We start from the raw sequence: 25,973 nt of genomic DNA on the forward strand, positions 1-25,973 counted from the left end.
GGCCTGGACCTGCTGGACCTGATCGAAGAAGGCAACCTGGGCTTGATGCATGCGGTCACCAAGTTCGAGCCCGAGCGGGGCTTCCGGTTCTCCACCTACGCCGCGTGGTGGATCCGCCAGGAGATCGAGAAGGGGCTGATGAACCAGTCGCGGACGATCCGCCTGCCGATCCATGTGGTGAAGGAACTGAACACCTATCTCCGCGCCTACCGCGAGCTGGCCATGAAGCTGCCGCGGGATCCGGAGCCGAAGGATGTCGCTGCCCACGTCGGCGCGTCGGTCGAAGCCGTAGAGCAGCTGCTGCACCTGAACGAGAAACTGACCTCGCTGGACACGCCGGTGAAGCTGGGCTCCGACCAGATGATGGTCGACACGGTCGAGGACGAGGCCCAGATTGACGTCACCGAGCAATTGCACGAGACGGCGATCGAGCGTCAGCTACCGGTCTGGCTGGCCAGCCTGACGCCGGTGCAGCAAGAGATCCTGAGCCGTCGTTTCGGTCTGAACGGCGGCGACGGCGAGACGCTGGAGGCCATCGGCGCCACGGTCGGGATGCCGCGTGAGAAAGTGCGCCAATTGCAGAACGCCGCGCTGAAGCAACTGAAGCGGCTGGCGCAGGAACAGGGCTATGACGCCGAGGTGCTGTTTCACTAAAACAAGGAGGGTGTGGCGCCTACTGGCGCAGCTATCACCGAAGTATGTGACTGACGCGCCCCCACTGCTGGGATGCGCGGTAGACGGGATGCCCGGGCCGAGTTAGGCCTGCAGTGTGCCACCGCACACGTCCCAACAAGCGGCCACGAACCTCTCAAGACTACGGATTTCATCATGTTTAAACATTTTGCCAATCAGCTCGGAATGATCATCGAACGGCTGTTCGAGGCGGCGCTGGGAGCGATTGCACCCGCGTTGCAACACAAGACAAAACAACGGTGATCAGGATACGGCTGTCAGCGCATCCTCGCGCCGTGGGATAAGTCGCTAGCGCTGGCCCTGACGAGAGAGCGATGACACCGCCCTCTTGCCGTTCCCGGCCTGGCCCGTCACCGATGGTCTCGCATCAGATGCCGACAACCCGGGCATCTGGGTGCGGTGAGGTGGCTCAGCCAGACCAGCAGCGCAAAAGGTAAGAAGCAGACCATCGCCAGGAATCGCAGGCTCTTGACCAGCCCTTCCCGTTGACATGCATCGCAGTCACGACAAACGAAGTGTCTTGGCATTGTGGTATCTGTAGCGGGTCGATCGGTGACTGCATGCGTGGCCGATGGGGCACCGTGTCTGACGGCGATAGACCGGGACAGCCTCGGTTCATGGCCTTGGGAATAGGAAGACGAACCCCAGGGTAACGATCAAAAAGGGGTAAGCGAACACCGGTTCAGGAGCAAGAAACGCCTGTCCCAGCACGCCGACCGCGCAGAACAGAACATTGAGGCTCAGCAGCGTCAGCGTCGTGCAACTGGGCGTCCTGCCGGAATCGAGCAGGAGGTGATGCAGGTGATCGCGGCCGTCCGTGAACGGGCTGACGCCATGGCGTAATGGCCGTTGCACCATTACGCGCAGGGTATCCAGGACGGGGAGTCCGACGATCCAGAGGAGAGCGGCTGGCGTGACGACGCGGTCTGTGCCCTGACTGAACTGGATGGCGTACCACGCCAGTCCGGTGCCGAGCAGCATGCTGCCACCATCCCCCAGGAAAGCCTTGGCGCGCGGGTTGACCGGGTGTCGGGCATTGACGGCGAGAAAGCCGACCAGGGCCGCGATAAACAGGGTGAGTTCGGGCGGCACCACGCCGCGAGTTAACCAGCACGCAAAGCCAAGAGCACCCAGACTCGTGGCGACCAAGCCGCCCGCAAGGCCGTCCACGCCATCGGCCATGTTGATGGCATTGATCAGTCCAGTACCGCAGAGAACTGTGAACCCCAGGCTGGCATAGCCAAGGTTCAAGGTGCCGAAGCCGAGCAGATGGCCGAGGTCAGTGACCCTCAGACCCGTCGTCCAGGCCATCACGCAGAACATGGCGGCCATCAGTCCCAGCCGCGCCCGGGCGGATAGCCCGTGGGCGTCGTCAAGCGTGCCCACCAGTGCGGCAAACGCCAGAAACGGCAGCACGCCGTTCGGACAACGAGTGAGACAGGCCAACAGGATCGTGCTGCCTAGGATGGCCAAGCCCCCGGTCAGTGGGGTCGGCTGCGCGTGGGCTTTCCGTCCGCCTGGGACATCGACCAGCCCCAGTCGGACAGCGGGTGCAGCGAGCAGCAGGGTGAAGGTCACCGTCAGCGCCGCGGCGGTGACGCTGCTGATCCAGAGCGGCGGCGTTAGACCCTGTAATCCGAGTAACGCGGCGCTGAGTCCGTAGAGTCCCGCCCGGAACGGGCTGGGGAGCGCGTACGAACGCGTGTAGGCGGCACGCCGGCTGGAGGACCGGTAAAATCGGTCCGAAAAACGATGGCTGGCAGCCGAGCGTGCGCGAGCGGACGTTGACTTCCGAGCAGCAGACTCCGACATTAGTAATAATCCCCCGATTATTTGACGAAAATACCATGCGTTCCGCGACACTAGCATTCGCGTCTTGCTGCGGTATTACAATGATCGTCTACACAGCATTTTATTGGATTGGAAGGATCGCGTATTTAGGGATTTAAACTAAATCAGAATAAGTAAAATCCTTAACTCAGATTCTAGGTCCTATCGAAAAATCTCAATCTCGACTTACAGCACACAAAGATGCTGATAGAAAAAATAGCTTGGCGAATTTAGTGGTTTATTGATGAGCAACAATAGCGTTCTAATGTGCCGCCACTGCGGCTACCTTTACGATGAGTCACGCGGCATTCCGGAGCAGGCGATCCCCGCAGGGACTGCGTTCGATGAACTCCCGGAGAATTGGCAGTGCCCGGAATGTGGCGCGGAAACAGAAGATTTCTATCGGATCGTCTAAAACCCCGTTGACGGCGGTCATCGTGGCAGTTGGCGGATCAGCCAGCCTGATCTGGACAAACGCACGGAGTATCCCTAAGCTCGACGACGCCTAGCGCGTTCCTAGGATCTTCAGGCGAGCCAGTGTCCATCCGCACCACCGTACAGTGGTCATACGGAAGCTCTGGGTTAAGGGTACAACTGGCTGACGTGACCGGCTGGGTAAGCGCCCGGCTCTTGGAGAGGTTGCAGTGGGTGCCGGCCGCATACGGCACCCGCTCCCGTCACAACGGGGCAGCGAGCATCGGACCCAGTAGGCGCAGACGGTCTGGAAGGTTGTTTCGGCCGCCCCACCGCTGATACTGGCAAGTCGCAGGTCATGCACCACGGTGCATTGGTACGACCGTCGTGGTCACGTACCACCGCACTGAGTGACATCGCGCGGTTATCTCGACAAGCCCGGCTCGTGCGCCTCAATGGTCACGCGTGCTGAAGGTCTCATCGTCTGCATCGAGATCGAACGGGTGCGCAGTCCATGGCTCGCCCACTCCGTTCTCTTCTTCCTCAAACTCACCGTATTCGGCCAGGAAATCTTCGGGGAGATCGTCGTTCAGCCAATCAGGCTTGGTTTTAGTGCCCATTGTGCCATCTACAGCTATGTCAAAGTGCAGGGTACCGAAAGCCGTTCGCCGATGGTGAACTACGGGGCGCTGGCGCCATCGTTGACATTGGATCGACGCTTCGATCCATCGGCTTTCGATACATGAAAAAAGCTAATGGCCCGCGTGGAACCCGTCAATCAGGAAACGCTGCATACCTGTAAGTTTTTGACCGATATACACCCAAACCCTGACATCGTTCATCAGCCCCTGTTTCACTCAGTTGCACGATGGAATCAGTCGTCACCACACGAACCGGCGCCACCGCATGCACGCCATTACTAAACGCGCTATCGACCCTGCAGCGGGGCTTCGACCAGCCGATACACGGTCGCTGAACTCGGTGGAGGGCGTCGATGCGCGTGCTACTCTCCTGGATGACATTCCAAAGACTCTCTATGTCCAGCGGTTGAGCACCGCCAAGGGCGATGTAATTCAGGTCCAGACCGCAACAGGCGTTTCAGTGGACGCCTTCCAGTTCAACTTCATGCAGCTCCTCAAGGTAACCGAGAATGAACTCGACGCTCTCCGCGATGGCGGCTACTGGGCTGCGGAGGGACCTCACCCTCCTTCAATCCCCAAGGCTGCCTGATGCCGCGCTAGCGGCTCACCCTAGCAGCAACCAGAGCCGAAGCGCTTTCTATACTTCCAGTTGCTCCATGCTCTCCTGAGGAGACGGGAAGCCCGGATGAAAATGCCGGTGAACCGCGAGCGGGGATCGTTCTTCCCCGCCGGGGTTTTGTTTTGCACTCCCCTCATCCCGAATCGCTTCGCCGAACCGCAAATCAACTGTCCCGGACCGCGACGACTCGGATGCCTTTCGTCGACTCGTCGTAAGTAGCGCGGATCTGCGCCTAGCCTACCCTGATTGAGGCTACACGCTACCTCTGCGACCGTGCCGCAATACGCCTGGGCCGGCTGGAACGGTCTCACGGCGAGCCTGGGCTGGGCCCACAACTCGCAGTGGTACACCGACACGCTGGAAGGCCGGACTACCGTCGAAATCACAATGTCATCCGATGACGCCAACATGTACCCCGCCTTCAGTGTTTGGTAGACCAACGGAACCTGTTTCGGAAACAGGCGCTTGTCGTATGCCTACAATCAGGTCTCGCTGGGTGGGTCGAGCGAATGGCTGAGGCAGACGCCACCGAATACAGACGGCGCGACCGCGTTCATCGGTTACGCCAACGCGGGCACCGATTCACCAATGGCAACGGCGCGAACGTTGGGAGGGGTAGTTCGGGAATTTCCAGCCGCCGTGTCAATGCCTCCCGCCTCGCCGTTACGTTGGCTGCGGGACAACACCTGATCGCAGCAGGCGGCAGCTGCAACACAGCAAACTGCGGGAACCCGTCACCCAAACCTTTCACGCTTAGGTTTCAGTGGCTTCCGTTCCAGCCTTAGGCGTACCACGTCGGGACCGGGTGCGTGGCCGGCGCTGACCCGCGTAGGCTACCGCGCTACCGGCGGGTCACCAGCTGACCCATACCCCTTTCAGGCGAGGATCCTCGCCGCCGCTCAACCGCGCTCGGCCAAACAGGCGCGGCTGACCTGACTTCGCTATGACTACGCACAGACCGAGCATCCCGCCTCGTGGTCCTCGCTTCTCTCATGGCCATTTCCCGAATGAACCGGTCGACTATGCTCCGCGAGCGGACTGTTTGCCCCACCCGCAGCGGCCCCTCGCCCAAACCCCAATGCCTTTAAGTTAGTGGCTACTTGTACTGTCGCCTGGGTCGTGGGTTGACCCGATGCAGCGGTCTGGGTGCGGAGCGACCGGGTCGCCGGAGTTGCAAGGTATTTCCGGCCAGTTCCAGTAGGGTCAGGACCTGTTCCGGCGAGACGCGCTGGATGAGCCAGGCGAACAGCGGCTTCAGGGACTGCAGGAGGTGCGTGAGATTGGGGCGATAGCGTTGGGCCTGGTCCGCGGGCAAGGCTGCATGGCTGGCGCGGGCCAAGGCTTGGGCGAGATTGGCGGTGAAGACCTTGGCGTGGAAGTCCTGGCGGATGCTTTCGGGCAATTCGCCGGTGAACTGTTCCAGGTGCAGGCGATGTTTGAGGAGCTTGAAGGCTTCCTCGATGGTCCAGCGGGCGTGATAGAGGTCGGCGAAGGCGGTGGCCGGATAGGTTTCGGCGTCGGTCAGTGAGGTGGCGAGGACTTCGACGGTGCCATTGGGCATGACCACCTTGAGCAAGCGGAACGTCAGGGTGTTGTCGGTCACGGTTTGGCCCGCGGCCGCGGCTTGTTTCCGGGCTTCGGCACCGACGCAGCGGGTCACGACGGTGTCATCTTGTCCCGAGCGCAGGAAAGCGTCGACACACGGCCACTGGGTGCCGTCGAGACGGGCCAGGAACGGGAGACCGCGTTGTTGCAACAGCGTGAACAGCCAGACGGCGGGGAAGCCACGGTCCATGAGAAGCAAATCCGTGCTTTCCAGGTGCGGGAGCAGTGTGGCCAACAACGCCCGTTCCCCGGTGAGGTAAGGCGCCAGGGTGGCCTTGAGCATGAGTCGGGCGTCGGTAGCGTACAGACCCAACGCGCGGGCCAGGACATAGGGCTGGCCGGCGGTGTCGTGCTGCACGTCAAACTCATCCTGATTTTCCTACCAGTTCGGCAGGCGCAGGGTGGTCGAATCGGTGGCGACGAGGCGCAGCCCCTGCCAGCGGGGTTCAGGTTGCAACGCGGCCAACGAGCACAGTAGCCGCTCGTTCAGCGCCTCGAAGACGGTGGCCTTCAGCTTCTGTCGGGCTTGCGATAGCGCGCTCTTAGTCACGGCGCGCACGGCTGCGGCATCGAGCGTGGCGAAGAGTTCATCCAGCAGCGTCTGCAGTCCGCCCTTGAAGGCGCACAGCAGGAAGCTGACGAGGACCGGAAAGGTGAGGATGCGTTGACGGGTGAAGGCCCGGTCGTCGGTACGATGGGCGGCGATGAAAGAGGGGGCGCGGAGCAGCCGAGCGAGGATTGCGGCATGGACCTTCCTCAGAATCGAGCATCAGTTTACCCTTTTCTTTCAAAAAGTTACACCGATATTTTATCACAAGCGCTTAACTTAACGGCATTGGCCCAAACCCCACGACACCCTGGTCGCAAGTTCGCTCGCAAATTCCCAGACAGCAACCTACTTGACGTCGCGACATAGTGAATGAAGCGCGTCGTGTCAGGTTTGCCACCACCTCCGACGGCCGAGCTCAATAGCTCTGCTGATGCTTGAGTTCCAGCCCGCGGCAGACCGTCTCCAACTCCTCAAGCGTGCCAAGGCGGCAGCGGGCGCCGTCCGGGTCGCGCAACTCCCAGCCCTCGGGCAGTTCGGTCAGTTCGTAGCCGAGTTCGGCCAGAATGCCGCAACACGCTCGGGCCCGCGTTCCGGCGGGGGCCCCGGCGGGGATCGGGTGCACGCGGTGGAACCACATCTGATAGAGGCTTACCAGGATCTGCGCGCCCATGGAGATGCCCATCAGCGCACCTGCTGCGACGACGACGTAGGCAAAGCCCGGGATCGACTTGGTGATATACCAGGCCGCGACGTCCAGCAGCATTGCCACGAACGGAATCGCGACGGTGATTCGTTTCACGGTCACGTTCATTTCCGCAAGGATGAAGATGCGGCCAATGAAATACAGGATGAATGCAATGCCGAACAGGTGGATGTGCGATACGCGAATCAGCGCGGGCAGCGTTGCCCCGCTCGATTTTGCCGCGACCTCCGACACGCCGGCATAGCGCGTCAGGTCGGGGAGGTTGGGGTTGATGGCCGGTGTATGACACACCACGCAGTCACGGTTCAGGATGGGGGCGATCAACGCGTGATACTCGGCTTCGCCGGCTCCGGAATGGATCCATTTGACGATCACTTCCTTGTCACTCTTGTATTTCAGGTTCGGTTCCATGATGCCGTTGATGGCGACCTCCAGCCGGGTCCGATGGGTCGAGCCGTGGTAAGCGATCATGACGTCCTGAACCGACAGGCCCCGCCGGCCGTCGCGGGCCTGATGGGTGTAGTAGAGGTTCGCGAGCGCGAACGCATAGCCGATACCGATCGTCAGTAGAAACGCGCTGTTCAGGATGCGCTCGCTAACGGAAATGTCGTAGAAGCGACGGTAGCGAAAGGGCATGTTTTTCTCTGGCTGGTCGAAGACGTTGCGGCAGGCCGGCGCCACGGCCTGATCGGCGCGGCCGTGCGGAACCGTAATTATCGGTTGCGGCTGAGCGTGCGTCACGTCGCGCGGCGGCAGGTCCGATCCCGGTCTATAATCGTGCGCCGCCCATCGGGTAACCATTCATCCTGCTGCCTTGTTGGGTAGTGGGAGCGGGCCGGGAGGGCGAGACCGGCTGCGGGCGGGAACCCGCAGCCGAGCCTCCAGGGACGGATTCACGGCGTGTCTCGGCTTCCCGGACCGCTCCCGCGAGGGGGGGCGTGAACGGTTACGCCCATCGGAGGCGGTCGTTCGCCGGTGCGCTGGACAGCTTCGTCGTCCGGCCTTACTCTCGACGGCTTGCCGGATCTTTCACGGATGGGGCCGATCAGGGCGATTCACGGCTCGAGTTTTCCACCGAAGCGCAAATGAAACAATCACGTATGGCAAAGATCATTGCGGTGGCGAACCAGAAGGGCGGCGTCGGCAAGACCACGACGAGCATCAATCTCGCCGCCAGCCTTGCCGCCACGAAGAAGAAGGTGCTGCTGATCGATCTGGACCCGCAGGGCAACACCACGATGGGGCTGGGCGTCGACAAGAAGGCGCTCGAGGCCTCGGTGTACGAGGTGCTGATCGGTGAGTCGGCCTTCGACGCGGCCGTGGTCAAGCTGCAGGCCTTCAATCTGGAATTGCTCCCTGCCAACGCCGATCTCGCGGCCGCTCAGGTCCAGCTGCTCGAGAAGGCATCTCGCGACCGGGTGCTGTCGAATGTGCTCGAAGCGGCCCGGGACCGCTACGATTTCGTGCTGATCGATTGTCCGCCGGCGCTGAACATCCTGACGGTGAACGCCCTAGTGGCGGCGGACAGCGTGCTGATCCCGATGCAGTGTGAGTATTACGCGCTGGAGGGCTTGTCGGACCTGATGGACACGCTGCGGAACGTGCGCGAAAGCGTGAATCCCCGGCTGCGCATCGAAGGCCTGCTGCGCACGATGTACGACGCGCGGAGCAACCTTGCCAAAGAGGTGTCCGACCAGTTGACGCAGCATTTCGCCGATGCGGTGTTCCGCACCGTGATCCCGCGTACGATCCGGTTGGCCGAGGCGCCGAGTCACGGTTTGCCGATCATGCTCTACGACAAGAGCTCGAAGGGCGCCACCGCCTACCTGTCCCTGGCCGGCGAACTGGTTCGCCGCAACAAACCCGCCGTTTCCCTCGCCTCGTGAACCTGATGACAACCAAAAAACGTGGATTGGGTCGCGGCCTGGACGCTTTGCTTGGGCCCGCCGAAACACAGCCTGTGGCCGGCGAAACCTTGCGTGTGGTGCCGGTCGAAGCGCTCCGCGCCAGTCCGTACCAGCCGCGCAAGGACTTCGATCCGGCGCGCCTGCAGGAACTGGCCGATTCGATCAGTGCCCAGGGCGTGGTCCAGCCTGTTCTGGTTCGCGCCAGCGGGACCTTCGACTACGAGATCATCGCCGGCGAGCGCCGCTGGCGTGCCGCCCAGCTAGCCGGTCTGCGGGACATCCCGGTCATCATCCGCGATGTCCCCGACCAGAGTGCGATGGCCATCGCGCTGATCGAGAACATTCAACGGGAAGACCTAAACCCGCTCGAAGAAGCGGAGGCGCTCCGTCGCCTGTCGGAGGAGTTCGACCTGACCCACCAGCAGATCGCCGATGCGGTCGGAAGGTCGCGCGCCACCGTGACCAACCTGCTGCGTCTCAACGAACTGCACCCCGAGGTGAAGCTGCTGCTGAGCGCCGGCAGTCTCGAAATGGGCCACGCCCGAGCCATCCTCGCGCTGCCCTTCGAACAGCAGGCGCCGGTTGCGCAGCGTGTTGCGTCGAAGCAATTAACTGTGCGCGCTACGGAAACACTGGTCCGGCGGCTGCTTTCCGCGCCGCCGTCGCAGCCCGTCGCGCGACGCCCGGATCCGGACATCACTGCGCTGATGAACCGGCTTGGCGAGACTTTCGGCGCCCATGTGCAGCTCCAGCAGGGCCGCAAAGGGACCGGTAAGCTGATCATCAACTACGCCAGTCTGGAGCATCTGCAGGGGATTCTGGACCGGCTTGAGCGCTAGCTTCGTCGTTGATTTCCCGCAACCCCGCTGATAGACTCCGCGGGGTTTTGAGTGGAGGCGCCGACCTCGGAGGACCGTAAGTGTTCGCGGCCGTCCGACGCGTCCTGCACTGGCAGATTGGAATCATCGCTTTCTCCGTATCGCTGTCGACAGCCCTGGCCGGCTGGCCCGCAGGGCGTTCGGCGCTGATCGGCGGCCTGATTGGATTCGTGCCGAATGCGGTGTTCGCGCTGCGGTTCGGAAAATCGGCGGCGAGCCGATCCGCGCAGGAGATCGTGAGGGCCTTCTACGCCGGCGAAGCCAGTAAGATGGCGATGACGGCCGTTCTCTTTTTCCTGGTGTTCCAATTGCCCGATGTGCGTTATGCACCGCTGTTCACCGCCTTCATCGCGGTGCAGGGTGCATTTTGGGCCGCCCTCCTTTTTTCGGATACCGACAGCTGAGAATCAAGCATGGCGACAGAGGCACACAGTCCCGAGGGTGCAACCGGCTACATCATTCACCACCTGACGCCGCTGGCGACCGGTGAGGGTTTCTGGACTCTCCATCTCGATACGCTTTTCTTCTCCGTCGTACTCGGCGCCGTGTTTCTGGTTCTGTTCATGAAAGCCGCGGAGAAGGCGACCAGCGGCGTCCCCGGCCCGCTGCAGAATTTCGCCGAAATGCTGGTCGAGTTCGTCGATACCCAGGTAAAGGACAGCTTTCACGGCCGTAGCGCGCTGATTGCGCCGCTGGCCCTGTCCATCTTCGTCTGGGTCTGGCTGATGAATTTCATGGACCTGATCCCCGTCGACCTGCTGCCGAGCATCGGCAAGGCAGTCGGGCTCAGCTACCTGCGCGTCGTGCCCAGCACGGACCTTAACGCGACCTTCGCGATGTCGATCTCCGTGTTCGCGCTGATCATCTTCTACAGCATCAAGGTCAAGGGGCCGATTGGCTTCGCCAAGGAAATGCTGCTCACGCCATTCGGGCCGTGGATGATTCCATTCAATCTGTTGCTGAAGCTGGTCGAGGAAATCGCGAAGCCCATCTCGCTCGGCCTGCGACTCTTCGGCAACATGTACGCCGGCGAACTCATCTTCATCCTGATCGCGTTGTTGCCGTGGTACATACAGCCTGCGCTGAGCCTGCCATGGGCGATCTTTCACATCCTGATCATCACCCTGCAGGCATTCATCTTCATGGTGTTGACGATCGTGTACCTCAGTCTGGCACACGAAGACCACTGAGCCATTTTCTCTCAAACCGTTCGACTATCGGAGGACTTATGGAATCTGTATCTGGCATGACCGCGATCGCCGTGGGGCTGATCCTCGGTATGGGTGCAATGGGGACCGCTATCGGCTTTGGTCTCCTGGGCGGGAAGTTCCTGGAAGGCGCTGCACGGCAGCCGGAAATGGTGCCGATGCTGCAGGTGAAGATGTTCATCGTCGCGGGTCTGCTCGACGCGGTGACCATGATCGGTGTCGGTCTTGCGCTGTTCTTCACGTTCGCCAACCCGTTTATCAAATAAGCGGTCTGAGCGCGTCGTCCATTTCACGTCTTCACGCATGAGGAAAGCGCTGTGAGTATCAACGCCACCCTGCTCGGGCAAATGATCACGTTTGCACTTCTGGTGCTGTTCACCATGAAGTACGTCTGGCCCCCCTTGATGCAGGCTTTAGAGGAGCGGAAGAAGAAAATTGCCGAAGGGCTCGCCGCTGCCGACAAGGGAAAGCAGGATCTCGAGAATGCCGAGAAGCGCGCAAAGGTGTTGCTGAAGGAAGCTAAGGATCAGGCGGCCGAGATCGTCAATCTCGCCCAGAAGCGCGCCAACGACCTCGTGGATGAATCGAAGGATGCCGCCAAGCAGGAAGGCGAGCGGATCGTCGCTGCCGCGAAGGCGGAGACCGACCGTGAAGTCCAAGCAGCCAAGGAGGGCTTGCGGAAACAGGTCTCGACGCTGGCGATTGCTGCCGCCGAGCAGATCCTGAAGACCGAGGTCGACCAGAACAAGCACAAGGAAGTTCTGCAAGATCTGAAGAAACAACTGGGCTGATGATCGATGAGTGAACTGATGACGCTGGCCCGACCGTATGCGGTTGCGGCCTATCAGCGCGCGAAGGAAACGGGTTCCACGGGGCAGTGGGAAACCATGTTGCAGTTTCTCGAAACCGCGCTCGCGGATGCGCAGCTGCAGCAGGCGGCGAGCAATCCGCAAGCCGACAAGGAGCGTTTCCTGTCCGCCTTCTTCGATCTCGGCCAGGATCACCTGACTGACGATGGCAAGAACTTCGTCCGACTGTTGGTGCACAACCACCGGCTGGGACTGATGCCTTCCATTCGCACCCTATTTTCCCACTATCGGGCGGAAGACGAGGGGTATATCGACGTCTCGGTGGCCACGGCTTTTCCGCTCGACGCGGAAGAAGAGCAGGACATCGCCGGACTCGTCGAAAAGCTGCTGAAGCGGCAAGCCCGACTGACCGTACATCAAGACGCATCGCTGATCGGCGGTGTCGTTATTCGCGCCGGAGACCGCGTCATCGATGGTTCGGTGCGCGGCCAGCTGCAGCGGCTGGAAAAGACCCTGTGGAATTAGAGTGAGAATGAAACATGCAACTCAATCCTTCTGAAATCAGCGAACTGATCAAAAGCAAGATCGCGAATTTCGACCTCGGTGTCGAAGCCCGGACCGAGGGCAGCATCGTCAGCCTGACCGACGGCATCGTCCGCATTCATGGTCTCGCGGACGTGATGCAGGGTGAGATGGTCGAGTTCCCGGGCAATACCTTCGGCGTGGCCTTGAACCTGGAGCGCGATTCGGTCGGTGCGGTGGTCCTCGGTGCCTACGAGCACCTGACCGAGGGCGACACCGTCAAGTGCACCGGCCGCATTCTCGAAGTTCCGGTCGGCGAAGCGCTGCTGGGCCGCGTCGTCGACGCCCTCGGCAATGCCATCGACGGCCAGGGCCCGATCGCGGCGGCTGCGATGTCGCCGATCGAGAAAATCGCACCGGGTGTCATCAGCCGGCAGTCGGTCAGCCAGCCGCTGCAGACCGGGTTGAAAGCCATCGACTCGATGATCCCGATTGGCCGCGGCCAGCGTGAGTTGATCATCGGCGACCGCCAGACCGGCAAGACCGCGATCGCGATCGACACGATCATCAACCAGAAGGGCACCGGGGTTAAGTGCATCTATGTGGCCATCGGCCAGAAGCAGTCGTCGGTCGCCAACGTGGTCCGCAAGCTGCAAGAGCACGGTGCGATGGAGCACACCATCATCGTGAACGCTTCGGCGTCCGATTCGGCTGCCATGCAGTTCATCGCAGCCTATTCCGGCTGCGCGATGGGCGAGTACTTCCGTGACCGCGGTGAAGACGCGCTGATCATCTATGACGATCTGACAAAGCAGGCCTGGGCTTACCGCCAGATCTCGCTGCTGCTCCGCCGTCCGCCTGGCCGCGAAGCCTATCCCGGCGACATCTTCTATCTGCATTCGCGGCTCCTGGAGCGCGCGTCCCGGATCAATGTCGAGGAAGTCGAGAAGCTGACGAACGGTGCAGTAACCGGCAAAACGGGCTCGCTGACGGCACTGCCGATCATCGAAACCCAGGCCGGCGACGTTTCCGCCTTCGTTCCGACCAACGTGATCTCGATCACCGACGGCCAGATCTTCCTCGAAACGAACCTGTTCAATGCCGGTGTCCGCCCCGCCGTGAACGCCGGTCTGTCGGTATCCCGCGTCGGCGGCGCCGCGCAGACCAAGGTTGTCAAGAAGCTCGGCGGCGGTATCCGTCTCGACCTGGCGCAGTTCCGCGAACTCGCGGCCTTCGCGCAGTTCGCCTCCGACCTCGACGAAGCGACCCGCAAGCAGATCGAACGCGGACAGCGCGTGACCGAGCTGATGAAGCAGAACCAGTATGCGCCGATGAGCGTCGCGCAGATGGCGGTGTCCCTGTTCGCGGTCAACGAAGGCTACCTCGACGACATCGACGTCAACAAGGTCCGCGATTTCGAGGACGCGCTGCAGAACTACATGAAGACCAGCCAGGCCAAGTTGATGGACAAGATCAACGAGAGCGGCGACTACAGCGACGCGATTCAGAAGGACCTGAAGGCGGCGGTGACGAAGTTCAAAGAATCGCACGCCTGGTGAGGTAAGCGCGCATGGCCGTCGGCAAAGAAATCCGCACGAAGATCGGCAGCATCCGCAACACGCAGAAGATCACGCGTGCGATGGAGATGGTGGCCGCCAGCAAGATGCGCAAGACGCAGGACCGCATGCAGGCGACGCGTCCGTATTCCAAGAAGATCGGCCGGATCATCAAGCATCTGGCGCACGCGAATCCGGAATACAAGCATGCTTTCATGCTCGAGCGCCCGGTCAAGACGGTCGGGCTGATCGTGATCTCGTCCGACCGCGGTCTGTGCGGCGGCCTGAACTCGAACCTGTTCCGCATGTTGCTGAAGCGCATGAAGACCTGGTCCGAGGCGGGTTGCGAGATGCGCGTCGCGACCATCGGCCAGAAGGCCGCCGGCTTCTTCAACGGCATCGGTGCGAATGTCGTCGCGCAGGTCTCGCGCCTCGGCGACGCTCCGCACCTGGAGAGCATCATCGGCGTCATCAAGGCGATGCTCGACGAGTACAACGAGGGTCGGCTCGACGAACTGCACGTCGTCTACAACGAATTCGTCAACACGATGACGCAGCGCCCCAGCGTGGACCAGCTGATCCCGATCCGTGCCGAGGAACTCGGCGAAGAATTGAAGGGCCACTGGGACTACATCTACGAGCCGGATGCCAAGGAAGTGCTCGACGACCTGATGATCCGGTACATCGAGTCGCTCGTCTTCCAGGGACTGGTCGAGAACAACGCCTGCGAGCAGTCGGCCCGGATGGTGGCCATGAAGAGCGCCTCCGACAACGCCGGCAAGCTGATCAAGGAGCTGCAGCTGATCTACAACAAGGCGCGGCAGGCAGCCATCACGCAGGAAATCGCCGAAATCGTCGGCGGCGCCGCGGCAGTTTAAGCAAAACTTTAAGACCCGAATCGGGAAGAGGAATAGCGAATGAGTACGGGCAAAATCGTCCAGATCATCGGTGCCGTCGTGGACGTCGAGTTTCCCCGCGAGTCACTGCCGAAGGTATACGACGCGTTGCAGGTGCAGGGCCAGCCGATCGTGCTGGAAGTGCAGCAGCAGCTGGGCGACGGCATCGTTCGAACGATCGCGATGGGCACCACCGACGGTCTGAAGCGCAGCCTCGAGGTCACGAACACCGGTGCGCCGATCTCGGTGCCGGTCGGTCAGGCGACGCTGGGCCGCATCATGAACGTGCTCGGCGATCCCATCGACGAGAAGGGCCCGATCGGTGAGCAGGCCCGCTGGGCCATCCACCGCAAGGCGCCGAGCTTCGAAGAGCAGTCGGCGGCCAACGAGCTGCTGGAAACCGGCATCAAGGTCATCGACCTCATCTGCCCGTTCGCGAAAGGCGGCAAGGTTGGCCTGTTCGGTGGCGCCGGCGTGGGCAAGACCGTCAACATGATGGAGCTGATCCGGAACATCGCCATCGAGCACAGCGGCTTCTCGGTATTTGCCGGCGTCGGTGAGCGTACCCGCGAAGGGAACGACTTTTACCACGAAATGAAGGATTCGAACGTTCTCGACAAGGTGTCGCTGGTCTACGGCCAGATGAACGAGCCGCCGGGCAACCGTCTTCGCGTCGCGCTGACCGGCCTGACGATGGCCGAGTTCTTCCGCGAGGAAGGCCGCGACGTGCTGCTGTTCATCGACAACATCTACCGCTACACGCTGGCCGGTACCGAGGTGTCCGCGCTGCTGGGCCGCATGCCGTCCGCCGTCGGCTACCAGCCGAACCTGGCCGAGGAAATGGGTATCCTGCAGGAGCGCATCACGTCGACCAAGACCGGCTCGATCACGTCGATCCAGGCCGTCTACGTCCCGGCCGACGACTTGACCGACCCGTCGCCGGCAACGACCTTCGCGCACTTGGACGCGACCGTCGTGTTGTCGCGTCAGATCGCCGAGCTGGGCATCTACCCGGCCGTCGACCCGCTCGATTCGACCAGCCGCCAGCTCGACCCGCTGGTGATCGGCCAGGAACACTACACCGTGACGCGCAAGGTGCAGAGCACCCTGCAGCGCTATAAGGAACTGCGTGACATCATCGCGATCCTCGGCATGGACGAGCTGTCCGAAGAGGACAAGCTGACCGTGTCGCGGGCGCGTAAGATCCAGCGCTTCCTGTCGCAGCCGTTCTTCGTCGCCGAAGTCTTCACCGGCAGCCCGGGCAAGTACGTGTCGCTGAAGGACACCATCGCCGGCTTCAAGGGCATCATCGACGGCGAGTACGACGATCTTCCCGAGCAGGCCTTCTACATGGTCGGCACGATCGACGAAGCGCTCGAGAAAGCGAAGAAGCTCGCTGCGTAAGGGCTGCGGAGGAACAACGACATGGCCATGACGATTCACGTCGATATCGTGAGCGCCGAACGGGAGATCTTCTCGGGACAGGCCGAGCTGGTCGTGGCCCCGGCGGAAATGGGCGAGGTCGGCATTGCCGCACGCCACGCCCCGTTCCTGACCCGCCTGAAGCCCGGCGAAGTACGGGTCAAGGTCAATGCCCAGGACACTCAGCCGTTCTACATCTCGGGCGGCATGCTCGAAGTGCAGCCGCATATCGTGACCATCCTGGCCGATACCGCGATCCGTGCCAAGGACCTGGACGAGGCGGCCGCGATCGAGGCGAAGAAACGCGCCGAGGAGATGCTGCAGGACAAGTCGGGCCGTATCGATTACGCCAAGGCCCAGGCCCAGCTGCTCGAAGCGATGGCGCAGCTGCGGAGCATCGAGAAGCTCCGCAAAGGCCGCTGACGGCCGGGCGATTCCGCCCGAGACAAGGACCCGGTGGTTGCAGGAGTCGTACCGGACTCCCGCCCGCCGGGTTTTTTTTTGCTAGCATGTGGCTGCGCTACACGGATCGTTCATCCCCGACTTCACTGTTGTTGCCATGACTTTTCAAACCGTGATTCTCGCGGCCGGCCAGGGAACGCGCATGCGTTCGGCGCGGCCCAAGGTGCTGCACCCGATAGGCGGAAAGCCTCTGCTGGGACATGTCTACGAACTCGCGCAGGGGCTCGGCGCCGAGGCCGTATTCATCGTCTACGGTCATGGCGGTGAGCGGATTCCGGAGTCCTGCCCGGGTTTCGAGGCGACCTGGATCCTGCAGTCGCCGCAGCTCGGCACCGGCCATGCGGTCCAGCAGGCCATGCCGCACTTTGCCGACGACCGGCTCGTGTTGATCCTTTACGGTGATGTGCCGCTGCTGCGCCGCGAAACCGTCCAGGAACTGATCGCCGGAGCGGGGAACGCGACCTTGGCGCTGCTGACCATGCAGGTCGATGACCCGACCGGGTACGGGCGCATCGTCCGGGACGCGCACGGGCGGGTGCTGCGCATCGTCGAAGAGCGCGATGCGACGCCCGACGAACGGCGGATTCGGGAAGTGAACACCGGCATACTCGCATGCCGGGGCCGCGCGTTGCGCGAGTGGCTCGCCCGGCTCGATAACGGGAATGCCAAAGGCGAATATTATCTGACCGATATCATCGGTATGGCCGCCGCCGAGGGTCACGAGATCGCGGTCAGCCAGGCGCGCGAGCCGAACGAGGTGCTCGGCATCAATACCCAGTCCCAGTTGGCGGTAGCCGAGCGGGTCTTTCAGGGCCGGCAGGCGCAGAGCGTGATGGACCAGGGCGTCACCCTGCTGGACCCGGCCCGCTTCGATGTCCGGGGCACCGTCGCGGTCGAAGGGCAGGAGATCGAAATCGACGTCAACGTCGTGCTGGAAGGCTGCGTTCGGCTTGGTCATCGTGTGAAGATCGGCGCGAACGTCTACCTGAAGGACTGCGTGCTGGGCGACGACGTGCAGATCCTGCCGAACTGCTATCTGGAAAATGCCGAGATCGGCAACGGCAGCCGGATCGGCCCCTTTGCCCGCATTCGGCCGGAAACGCGCCTCGCCGATCATGTGCACATCGGCAATTTCGTCGAGGTGAAGAACTCGACGGTCGCGAGCGGCTCCAAGATCAACCATCTGAGCTACGTAGGGGACACAGTGGTCGGCCAGCGCGTCAACATCGGCGCCGGCACCATCACCTGCAATTACGACGGCGCCAACAAGTTCCAGACGATCATTGAGGACGGTGCCTTCATCGGCTCCGACACGCAACTCGTCGCTCCGGTGCGGGTAGGCCGCAATGCCACGATCGGCGCGGGTTCCACGATTACCAAGGACACGCCCGAGGACACGCTGACGCTGAGCCGGTCCAAACAGCTGAGCATCGACGGTTGGCAGCGCCCGGTCAAAAAGGAGAAGAAATAGCATGTGCGGCATAGTCGGCGCGATCGCGCACCGGACGGTGACGCCCGTCCTGCTGGAAGGGCTGAAGCGTCTCGAGTATCGAGGCTATGACTCCGCCGGGATCGCGGTATTGGACCAGGACCACACGCTGCTGCGGACTCGCCGCATCGGCAAGATCCTGGAACTCGAAGCTGCGCTGCAGCAGGCGCCATTGGTTGGCAGGATCGGCATCGCACACACGCGCTGGGCCACGCACGGCGTGCCGTCCGAGCGCAACGCGCATCCGCACGTGTGCCGCGAGCGCGTGGCCGTGGTCCACAACGGGATCGTCGAGAACTACGAAGATCTGCGCGGCGACCTGCAAGCCAAGGGTTACGAGTTCACTTCGGAGACCGACACCGAAGTCATCGCGCATCAGATCGATGTCTTTCTGGAGCAGGGCCTGCCGCTACTGAAAGCCGTGCAGGCGACCTGCGGCGTACTGCGCGGCGCTTTTGCGATCGGCGTGATCAGCAGCGCCCATCCGCGCGAGCTGGTCGCCGCCCGCCAGGGCAGCCCGCTCGTGGTCGGCCTCGGCGACAGCGAGAACTACATCGCTTCGGACGTGTTCGCCTTGGTCGCCGAAACCCAGCGCTTCCTGTTCCTGGAGGACGGCGACACCGCCGTGCTGACCACGGACGGCGTCGAGATTTACGATGCGGCCGGGAATGCCGTCGAGCGGCCGGTGCACGAGACCCGGATCGCGGCCGATGCCGTCGAGCGGGGCGAGTACCGCCATTACATGCAGAAGGAGATTCACGAGCAGGCCATCGCCGTCGAAAAGACGCTGGACGGGCGCTACCAGGGCGAGCGCCTGCTCGACGACGCCTTTGGCGACACCGCGGCTGCCATCTTCGATCAGGTCCGGAACGTACAGATCGTCGCCTGCGGCACCAGTTACCATGCCGGGATGGTGGCGCGTTACTGGATGGAGGAAATCGCCGGCGTGCCCTGCCAGGTCGAGGTCGCCAGCGAATTCCGGTACCGCAGGCACGTCGTGCAGCCGGGCACGCTGTTCGTGACCATCTCGCAGTCGGGCGAGACCGCCGATACGCTGGCAGCGCTGAAGCAGGCGAAGCTTATCGGTTACACGCACACCCTGGCGATCTGCAATGTGCCGGAGAGTTCGCTGGTACGCGAATCCGAGCTGGCACTGATGACCCGCGCTGGTCCCGAGATCGGCGTTGCCTCCACCAAAGCCTTCACGACCCAGTTGACCGCGCTGCTGCTGCTGGTGATTGCGATTGGCAAGCGGAACGGGATCGGCAAGGAACGGGAAGTCGCGATCGTGCGAGAGCTGCACCGGCTGCCCTCGCAGATCGAACAGGTGTTGCGGCTGGAGCCCGAGATCGTCAAGTGGGCCGAGAATTTCGGCGACAAGAAGGACGCGCTGTACCTGGGCCGCGGCATGCACTACCCGGTTGCGATGGAAGGCGCGCTGAAGCTCAAGGAAATCTCATACATTCACGCCGAGGCCTACCCGGCCGGGGAGCTCAAGCACGGACCGCTGGCGCTGATCGACGACCAGATGCCGGTGATCGCGGTAGCGCCGAACAACGAGCTGCTGGAAAAGCTCAAGTCGAACCTGCAGGAAGTCCAGGCGCGCGGCGGCGAGCTCTACGTGTTCGCGGACGTCAACGCGCCGCTCGAGAGCATGGCCGGCGTCAAGTTGCTGCGCGTCGCCGAGGTCAACGACGTGCTGGCGCCCATCATCTACACGATTCCATTGCAGTTGCTCGCCTACCACGTCGCCCTGATCAAGGGGACTGATGTCGACCAGCCGCGCAATCTGGCCAAATCGGTCACGGTCGAGTAGGTCGGGATTTATCCCGATCTGCGATACGGTGTGGCGGTGATGTCGGGTCGAAACGCGACCTACGGGCGCACGTTTTGTAGGTCGGAATTTATCCCGACACGGTCTTGGTGTCGGTGCGGCAGGAGCGGCCGGACCGCACCCTGTAGGAGCCCGGCCCTCCGGGCGAACAGACCACCGCCCTGATCACCGCGCGTTCGCCGAGAGGGCTCGGCTCCTACAAAATAACCGACGCCCTACCCTGTAGGAGCTTGGCCCCCTGGGCGATCCCACTTGGCCTAGTCGGTTACGTTCGAGTCGGTCGGGATTTATCCCGGCGGGGCGATTCCGGGGTGCCGGAGTGCCCCGGTCCGTCAGATCCAGCCCAATTTCCTGAATTCTTCCTTCATGGCCTCGGCGAGGTCGTCGGCGGTCTTCTTGGCCTGGCCATCGATCGTCTCGGAGCCTTTGGCTTCCCCCATTGCCTTCGATGCGCCGCTGACGATAAGGCCTACCGGATTCCCGGTAGCTGCCAAGGTAGCAGCCCCGACCAGCAGCCCGGGTTTCTTGCCGCCGCTGGAGTCGGTGGCGCTGCGGCTGAACAGGCGTAATCCCGTTGGTGTCACTTCGTAACCCTCGACGGCCGCTTTCAGTTCCGCGGCGCCCTTGCCGAATCCGACGAGAACGCGCTTTTCGGCGCTTCCCTGATCGACCGAAAGGAAATAGCCCTTGATGACCAGGTCACCGACGACGGGTTTGGGACCACCCGTGCCTCGGACGGCCGGCAGGCCCATCTTGCGGATCTCCGCGACCAACTCCTCGGCGACTTCGGCACCCAGTTTGCGGCCCGCGGCCACCTGCTCGGAGGTCTGTGGTGTGCCATGGCTACTGACTTTGCCCTGCAGGCTCGATCCGGCGTCGATGTCGTCAGGGGTTGCCCCGAAGTCGTAGACGAGGATGTGATCCGGCCGCGGCCGTTTGGAGCTCGCATAATTCTGATGCGAAGTGACCGAGCTACCCGCACAGCCTGCCAACAGGCTGAGCAGGCAGGCACCAAAAACGCTTCGACCGATGACGCTCATGACGCATCTCCTCTGAAATGGATCGTTGAAATTGGCCACCATGGCCTGCGACACGTTCCCCGAGCGCAATCGCGGCGCCATTATTTCGCATTCCGGGCCCTCCGTGGAGTGCTGCCAGGCACCCAGCCCCCTGGGCGAAAGAACCACTGCCCCTGATCGGGCGCCTATTCGCCGAGAGGGCTCGGCTCCCACAAATGACCTGATGCCCCGCCTTTAGGAGCCCAGCCCTCCGGGCGAACAGGCCACCGCCTCCGATCGGCGCGTATTCGCCCGAGAGGGCCCGGCGCCTACAAATGACCCGCTGCCCCGCATGTAGGAGCCCAGCCCTCCGGGCGAACAGACCACCGCCCCCGATCGGCGCATATTCGCCGAGGGGGCTCCGCTCCTACAAATGACCTGATCCCCCGCCTGTAGGAGCCCGGCCCTCCGCGCGAACGAACCAGCGCCCCCGATCGGCGCGTATTCGCCGAGAGAGCCCGGTACCTACAAATGACCCGCTGCCCCGCATGTAGGAGCCCAGCCCCCTGGGCGAACTGACCACTGCCCTGATCATTGCTGATTCGCCGAGAGGGCTCGGCTCCTACAACAAGAGGGAATGCGCATTCGGATCAAGCGAGTTTCAGCAGGAGATCGAGGCGATGGGCGGCCGACGCGCCAGAAATGTTCCACAGGGGCGGTCAGGACCGGCGAGAGATGGTGTGGAAAAGTAACCTGATAATCCTCTAGCCAGCCTCCTCGGGTCAGTGGTACCAGTGACCTGGCAAACGAGAGAACGTGAGGAGGCTGTCATGGCACTTTACTGTGGTATCGATCTGCATTCCAACAACCACGTGGTAGTGGTAATCGACGAGGAAGACCGCCGGATTCTGGAGCGGCGTTTGGGGAACGATGTGACACTGACGTTGCAGACACTGGAGCCATATCGCTCGGAACTGGCGGGCGTCGCGGTGGAATCGACCTTCAACTGGTACTGGCTGGTCGACGGCCTGCAGGAAGCCGGCTATCCGATGCGACTCGTGAATACGACCGCAGTGCAGCAGTATGTCGGGTTGAAGTACACGGACGACCGTTACGACGCTTACTGGCTGGCGCACTTGATGCGGTTGGGCATCTTGCCGACCGGGTACATCTACCCGAAGGAGCAGCGCGCCACTCGCGACCTTTTACGGCGCCGGATGCAGTTGGTGCAGGCGGCGAGCACGCAACTGATCAGCGTGCAGAGCCAGATCTGGCGGGAGACGGACGAGCGGATCGCCACGCGTCGGCTCAAGCAAGCGGATTTCGTGGTGGACCTGCCGGGCGCCGCCCAGCGGCTGTCGGCGCAGAGCGCGGTCCTGGTCTATCGTGCCATCCACGACCAACTGACATTGCTGGAAGAGGTGTTGTTGCAAGTGGTCCGACCGCGGCGGGACTCCCAGCTCTTGACCACGATCCCAGGTGTCGGCGCCATTCTGGGCATGACCATCGCGCTGGAGACCGGCGATATTGGTCGCTCTCCCGGCGTCGGTCACTACGCCTCCTATTGCGGCTGCGTGCGGAGCGAGAAAGTCAGCAATGGCAAGAAGAAAGGGGAAGGCAACGCCAAGAGCGGCAACAAATATCTGTCGTGGGCCTTTACCGAGGCCGCCCATTTCGCGGTCCGTTACCAGCCCTTGGCCAAACGTTTTTTTGACCGCAAGCAGCGCAAGACCAATGGCATCGTGGGCATCCGGTCGGTGGCCCACAAGCTGGCCAGGGCGACCTATTTCATGCTGCGCGATCACGTGCCGTTCGATGCGCACCAGCTGTTTGCCTGAGTTGGGCGACCGTGGCGAGCCCATTAAAAGGGTTGGCATAACCATCTAACCTGATTGGACGCCACGGTGAGCCCTGGATGGACATCGTTCGCCCATGCCGTGAGCCACCTGAGGGGTGGACGGCCGCGAGGCCGAACCACATGATCTCTGAACACGACTTGGACACGGCATGGAACCAAGATTTTTCTGGGGCGCCTGGCGCCAGGGGCAGACGGTGGGGCCACTCACCGCCGCGCCTTGATCCAGATGGGTGACCGGTGCGGATGATTCATCCGACGCCTACGTACTGAAATAACGGGCGCGAAGCGGATGTGAGTCAGGACTGTGGGTGGTAACGCTGAAAATGCTGATGTTATCGGCAGGGTATGGCTTCGGCTGTTGTTTCCGGCTGGCTAATGGGTGACCCCTTTCTTGCCCCTTGGAGAGCTTACGAGCAGGTGCTGTGAAGTCAAGGGCTGACCCTATCGACTCCTATTCGGAACTATGCTGGCTTTTTCCCTCTCCGCCTTGAAACCGTGGTCTGTGATGCGCCAAGCTAACCTGGCAAGAGGTAGTCGATGCGAGTTCGATACGAAGAGAAGTGGCGATTCGATTCGGCCCCGAGTCATGGGGGTTAGGCTGCGAGGCGTAGCTCCAAGCGTTGACAGGGGAAACCGACAGGCCAGCCATTGAGCCGAGAAATCACAACTCCGGGATGCCGACGCCGTACAGACAGGCGGAAGGCAGGACGGCTGCGGGCGTTAATCGCAAGTTCGCAGACGATCCCGCGCGGTCGAAGACCCTGAGCATGTCGGGAAGCCTTTTGCATGGGACCTGGGAGATCTTGTCCGTACCCGGCGGAGACCGGGTGGGGTGGGGAAGGGCAAGCCGTAAGCCCACCATCGACGCGGACGAGAAGTCGGATGCACCCATCGTACCGGAGAAGCGGCCGAACAACGGGGACTGCCCGGCGGAGGCGGTGGAGGGAAGGGGTGCAGCCGGGGGAAACGCCGGAGAGACAGCCACGCACCGGACACAGAGCCGGGGTCGCGTGTCGAGGGGTCTGGACGGCGTACGCGAGGCGGCCCGCCGGTATCGGCGGGCTCGGTTCACGGCACTGTTGCACCACATCACGCCCGAGCTGCTGGAGGCAAGCTTTCAGCGGCTGCGCCGGGACGCGGCGGCGGGGGTGGACGCGGTGACCTGGGCCGGCTACGAGGAGGATCTCGACAGCCACATCCCCGACTTGCACCGGCGGATTCACACCGGTGCCTACCGAGCTACCCCGTCGCGGCGGGTCTACATCCCGAAGGCGGACGGTCGGATGCGCCCGTTGGGCATTGCTGCGCTGGAAGACAAGATCGTGCAGCAAGCGGTGGTCACCGTCTTGAACACGATCTACGAAACGGACTTCTTGGGGTTCTCCTATGGCTTTCGACCCGGCAGGAGCCAACACCAAGCGCTGGATGCGCTGTATGTCGCCATCGACACCAAACCGGTGAACTGGGTCCTTGACGTGGATATCCACTCGTTCTTCGACACCCTCGAGCACGAGTGGATGCTGCGTTTCCTGGAGCACCGCATTGCGGACCAGCGCATACTTCGCCTGATTCGCAAGTGGCTCAAAGTTGGCGTCATCGACGAACAGGGACAGCGGTTGCCCGGGGAACGAGGCACCCCGCAGGGTGCGGTGATCTCGCCGCTATTGGCGAATATCTACTTGCACTACGTTCACGATCTTTGGGCGCATCGGTGGCGCCGACGCAACGCACGCGGTCAGGTTATTCTGGTCCGCTACGCTGACGATAGTGTGTATGGATTCCAGCACGAAGCCGAGGCGCGGCGATTCCTCGCCGCGTTGCAGGAGCGCTTCGCGCACTTCGGGCTGGAGCTGCATGCGGACAAGACGCGGCTGATCGAGTTCGGCCGTTTCGCGGCTTCGAATCGCAAGCACCAAGGATTGAGCAAGCCGGGGACCTTCGATTTCCTCGGCTTCACGCACGTCTGCGGTAAGACCCGGAAAGGACGATTCGCGCTCCGGCGCCTGACCATCAAGAAACGGATGCGGGCGACTCTGGCGGCGATCCGGGCGCGTTTGCAGGAGCTGCGTCACGCGCCGATACCGGAGCAGGGAGCCTGGCTCCACCGCGTTCTGCGGGGCTACTTCAACTACCACGCGGTGCCGGGCAACCTCAAACGCCTGGACGGCTTCCGAGCGGAAGTCACCCGCGCCTGGCGGCAGTCCCTGATGCGGCGCAGTCAAAAGCACCGGATGCACTGGTCGAGGTGTAACAAGCTGGTTCGGAAATACTTCCCGTCGGTTAAGCAGCGTCATCCGTATCCGACGGTGGGCTTCGCGTCATGACCTGAGGCAGGAGCCGTATGCGGTAGTTCCGCTCGTACGGATCTGTGCGGGGGGCGGGGAGTAATCTCCGTCCCTACCGCGACCCCCGTTTTCTGCCCGTTTTCGGTGCGCGGCTAAGGCAAAGGGCGGACTTCTTTGAGAAGGCCGCCCTTTTTGCAGTTCCAGACTCAAGGACTAAGGGGTTTTTTCAAAACGTTAGGTACCACCACCTGCGGGCGGATCAGCTGGAGGAGCAGCCGCACCAGCTCGGCAGTTGGCCGGTACGAATTTATTCAACGTCGAGTCGCTAACAGCGCAACTCCAAACGATACCGCCGCCATTATCAACAGGCGTAAGTTTAATGTTACCTGCATCCAGGTTTGTATCGATACCTTTTGTCACTACAGTGATTATACCGTCTGCTACCGTGACTGACGTCACGTTGTTTGCCTTCAGGTCAGTAGCAGCAGCCAGGCCGGCGGCAGCGTTATCTGCAGGGTAGCTTCCAGTAGCCTGATAGGTTTCCGCAACTGCATTCTTGGCCATGTCCGCGAACCCGAGAGCTTCTGATACTCGAGCACGCTTCGTATAATCCTGATACGCAGGAATCGCGATGGCTGCCAAAATACCGACGATCGCTACGACGATCATCAATTCGATAAGGGTGAAGCCCTGTTGACCGGAGGTAACCGGCGGGCGTTTCAATTGGGATAGTGCGTTCATGGTCGTCTCCGGTTGAATTTTGTTTGAATGGGTGTTTGTACTCCCATGCCCTT

The 25,973-nt window shown here is 62.1% G+C and carries 26 protein-coding genes; 20 read left to right on the forward strand and 6 right to left on the reverse strand.

From position 1 onward, the window contains the following. Positions 1-654: sigma-70 family RNA polymerase sigma factor (locus tag ACW73L_RS04435; protein WP_498920234.1), on the forward strand; the 654-nt coding region annotated here is incomplete at its 5' end. Between the two features lie 654 nt (positions 655-1,308). Here ACW73L_RS04435 and ACW73L_RS04440 read toward each other — a convergent pair. Next, positions 1,309-2,505: a glycosyltransferase family 4 protein gene (locus ACW73L_RS04440; protein WP_498920236.1), complete on the reverse strand. Its 1,197-nt coding sequence runs from the start codon at positions 2,503-2,505 to the stop codon at positions 1,309-1,311. A 262-nt stretch (positions 2,506-2,767) separates the two neighbouring features. On the opposite strand from ACW73L_RS04440, the gene ACW73L_RS04445 reads away from it, so the two are divergent. The 4 genes from ACW73L_RS04445 (at position 2,768) to ACW73L_RS04460 (ending at position 4,632) form a co-directional block, all read left to right on the forward strand. Beyond that, a complete protein-coding gene (locus ACW73L_RS04445; RefSeq protein WP_498920237.1) occupies positions 2,768-2,938 on the forward strand; it encodes a rubredoxin in 171 nt (56 codons plus the stop codon). 409 nt (positions 2,939-3,347) lie between these two features. After that, positions 3,348-3,683 (forward strand): hypothetical protein, encoded by a 336-nt coding sequence (locus ACW73L_RS04450; RefSeq protein ID WP_498920239.1) that lies wholly within the window; start codon positions 3,348-3,350, stop codon positions 3,681-3,683. A gap of 160 nt (positions 3,684-3,843) precedes the next feature. Further along, positions 3,844-4,167: a hypothetical protein gene (locus ACW73L_RS04455; protein WP_498920240.1), complete on the forward strand. Its 324-nt coding sequence runs from the start codon at positions 3,844-3,846 to the stop codon at positions 4,165-4,167. Positions 4,168-4,470: 303 nt separating this feature from the next. After that, a complete protein-coding gene (locus ACW73L_RS04460) occupies positions 4,471-4,632 on the forward strand; it encodes a hypothetical protein (protein ID WP_498920242.1) in 162 nt (53 codons plus the stop codon). 661 nt (positions 4,633-5,293) lie between these two features. On the opposite strand, the gene ACW73L_RS04465 is transcribed toward ACW73L_RS04460, so the two are convergent. From ACW73L_RS04465 to ACW73L_RS04475, 3 genes are all read right to left on the reverse strand, one after another. Next, positions 5,294-6,160 (reverse strand): IS4 family transposase, encoded by an 867-nt coding sequence (locus tag ACW73L_RS04465; protein ID WP_498920244.1) that lies wholly within the window; start codon positions 6,158-6,160, stop codon positions 5,294-5,296. Between the two features lie 21 nt (positions 6,161-6,181). Further along, positions 6,182-6,565 (reverse strand): transposase domain-containing protein, encoded by a 384-nt coding sequence (locus ACW73L_RS04470; RefSeq protein ID WP_498920699.1) that lies wholly within the window; start codon positions 6,563-6,565, stop codon positions 6,182-6,184. A gap of 202 nt (positions 6,566-6,767) precedes the next feature. Further along, positions 6,768-7,856 (reverse strand): Aq_1264-related membrane protein, encoded by a 1,089-nt coding sequence (locus tag ACW73L_RS04475; RefSeq protein WP_498920246.1) that lies wholly within the window; start codon positions 7,854-7,856, stop codon positions 6,768-6,770. A gap of 299 nt (positions 7,857-8,155) precedes the next feature. On the opposite strand from ACW73L_RS04475, the gene ACW73L_RS04480 reads away from it, so the two are divergent. The 13 genes from ACW73L_RS04480 to glmS all read left to right on the forward strand — a co-directional run bounded on the left by ACW73L_RS04480 (position 8,156) and on the right by glmS (position 20,020). Then, positions 8,156-8,941 carry a ParA family protein gene (locus ACW73L_RS04480; protein WP_498920701.1) on the forward strand — a complete coding sequence of 262 codons (786 nt, stop codon included), beginning with the start codon at positions 8,156-8,158 and terminating at the stop codon, positions 8,939-8,941. 5 nt (positions 8,942-8,946) lie between these two features. Beyond that, positions 8,947-9,801, forward strand: a complete 855-nt coding sequence (locus ACW73L_RS04485) for a ParB/RepB/Spo0J family partition protein (protein ID WP_498920247.1) — start codon at positions 8,947-8,949, stop codon at positions 9,799-9,801. Between the two features lie 80 nt (positions 9,802-9,881). Beyond that, positions 9,882-10,244 carry an ATP synthase subunit I gene (locus ACW73L_RS04490; protein WP_498920249.1) on the forward strand — a complete coding sequence of 121 codons (363 nt, stop codon included), beginning with the start codon at positions 9,882-9,884 and terminating at the stop codon, positions 10,242-10,244. Between the two features lie 9 nt (positions 10,245-10,253). Further along, positions 10,254-11,030 carry a F0F1 ATP synthase subunit A gene (atpB, locus tag ACW73L_RS04495; protein WP_498920250.1) on the forward strand — a complete coding sequence of 259 codons (777 nt, stop codon included), beginning with the start codon at positions 10,254-10,256 and terminating at the stop codon, positions 11,028-11,030. Positions 11,031-11,068: 38 nt separating this feature from the next. Next, positions 11,069-11,314: a F0F1 ATP synthase subunit C gene (atpE, locus tag ACW73L_RS04500; RefSeq protein ID WP_129884306.1), complete on the forward strand. Its 246-nt coding sequence runs from the start codon at positions 11,069-11,071 to the stop codon at positions 11,312-11,314. Between the two features lie 51 nt (positions 11,315-11,365). After that, positions 11,366-11,839, forward strand: a complete 474-nt coding sequence (locus tag ACW73L_RS04505) for a F0F1 ATP synthase subunit B (protein WP_129884307.1) — start codon at positions 11,366-11,368, stop codon at positions 11,837-11,839. A 6-nt stretch (positions 11,840-11,845) separates the two neighbouring features. After that, a complete protein-coding gene (locus ACW73L_RS04510; RefSeq protein ID WP_498920253.1) occupies positions 11,846-12,382 on the forward strand; it encodes a F0F1 ATP synthase subunit delta in 537 nt (178 codons plus the stop codon). 14 nt (positions 12,383-12,396) lie between these two features. Beyond that, positions 12,397-13,938, forward strand: coding sequence for a F0F1 ATP synthase subunit alpha (gene atpA / locus ACW73L_RS04515; protein ID WP_129884309.1), 1,542 nt, complete (start codon positions 12,397-12,399; stop codon positions 13,936-13,938). Positions 13,939-13,949: 11 nt separating this feature from the next. Continuing rightward, complete coding sequence (atpG, locus tag ACW73L_RS04520; RefSeq protein ID WP_129884310.1) at positions 13,950-14,813, forward strand: F0F1 ATP synthase subunit gamma; 864 nt, start codon at positions 13,950-13,952, stop codon at positions 14,811-14,813. 39 nt (positions 14,814-14,852) lie between these two features. Then, positions 14,853-16,235, forward strand: a complete 1,383-nt coding sequence (gene atpD / locus ACW73L_RS04525; protein WP_498920255.1) for a F0F1 ATP synthase subunit beta — start codon at positions 14,853-14,855, stop codon at positions 16,233-16,235. Between the two features lie 21 nt (positions 16,236-16,256). Continuing rightward, positions 16,257-16,676 (forward strand): F0F1 ATP synthase subunit epsilon, encoded by a 420-nt coding sequence (locus tag ACW73L_RS04530; RefSeq protein ID WP_139556167.1) that lies wholly within the window; start codon positions 16,257-16,259, stop codon positions 16,674-16,676. Between the two features lie 136 nt (positions 16,677-16,812). After that, positions 16,813-18,186, forward strand: a complete 1,374-nt coding sequence (glmU, locus tag ACW73L_RS04535; protein WP_498920257.1) for a bifunctional UDP-N-acetylglucosamine diphosphorylase/glucosamine-1-phosphate N-acetyltransferase GlmU — start codon at positions 16,813-16,815, stop codon at positions 18,184-18,186. Position 18,187: 1 nt separating this feature from the next. After that, positions 18,188-20,020: a glutamine--fructose-6-phosphate transaminase (isomerizing) gene (glmS, locus tag ACW73L_RS04540; RefSeq protein ID WP_498920258.1), complete on the forward strand. Its 1,833-nt coding sequence runs from the start codon at positions 18,188-18,190 to the stop codon at positions 20,018-20,020. 350 nt (positions 20,021-20,370) lie between these two features. On the opposite strand, the gene ACW73L_RS04545 is transcribed toward glmS, so the two are convergent. Continuing rightward, positions 20,371-21,078 (reverse strand): DUF4410 domain-containing protein, encoded by a 708-nt coding sequence (locus ACW73L_RS04545; protein WP_498920259.1) that lies wholly within the window; start codon positions 21,076-21,078, stop codon positions 20,371-20,373. Between the two features lie 788 nt (positions 21,079-21,866). Between ACW73L_RS04545 and ACW73L_RS04550 the strand changes: the two genes are divergently transcribed. Continuing rightward, the gene (locus ACW73L_RS04550; protein ID WP_498920261.1) at positions 21,867-22,874 is read left to right on the forward strand and encodes an IS110 family RNA-guided transposase; all 1,008 of its coding nucleotides are present in this window, start codon (positions 21,867-21,869) and stop codon (positions 22,872-22,874) included. A gap of 787 nt (positions 22,875-23,661) precedes the next feature. After that, the gene (ltrA, locus tag ACW73L_RS04555) at positions 23,662-25,218 is read left to right on the forward strand and encodes a group II intron reverse transcriptase/maturase (protein ID WP_498920263.1); all 1,557 of its coding nucleotides are present in this window, start codon (positions 23,662-23,664) and stop codon (positions 25,216-25,218) included. Between the two features lie 195 nt (positions 25,219-25,413). On the opposite strand, the gene ACW73L_RS04560 is transcribed toward ltrA, so the two are convergent. Continuing rightward, a complete protein-coding gene (locus ACW73L_RS04560; RefSeq protein WP_498920265.1) occupies positions 25,414-25,920 on the reverse strand; it encodes a pilin in 507 nt (168 codons plus the stop codon). Positions 25,921-25,973 lie beyond the last annotated feature (53 nt).

The sequence above is a fragment of the Methylolobus aquaticus genome (assembly GCF_054172105.1).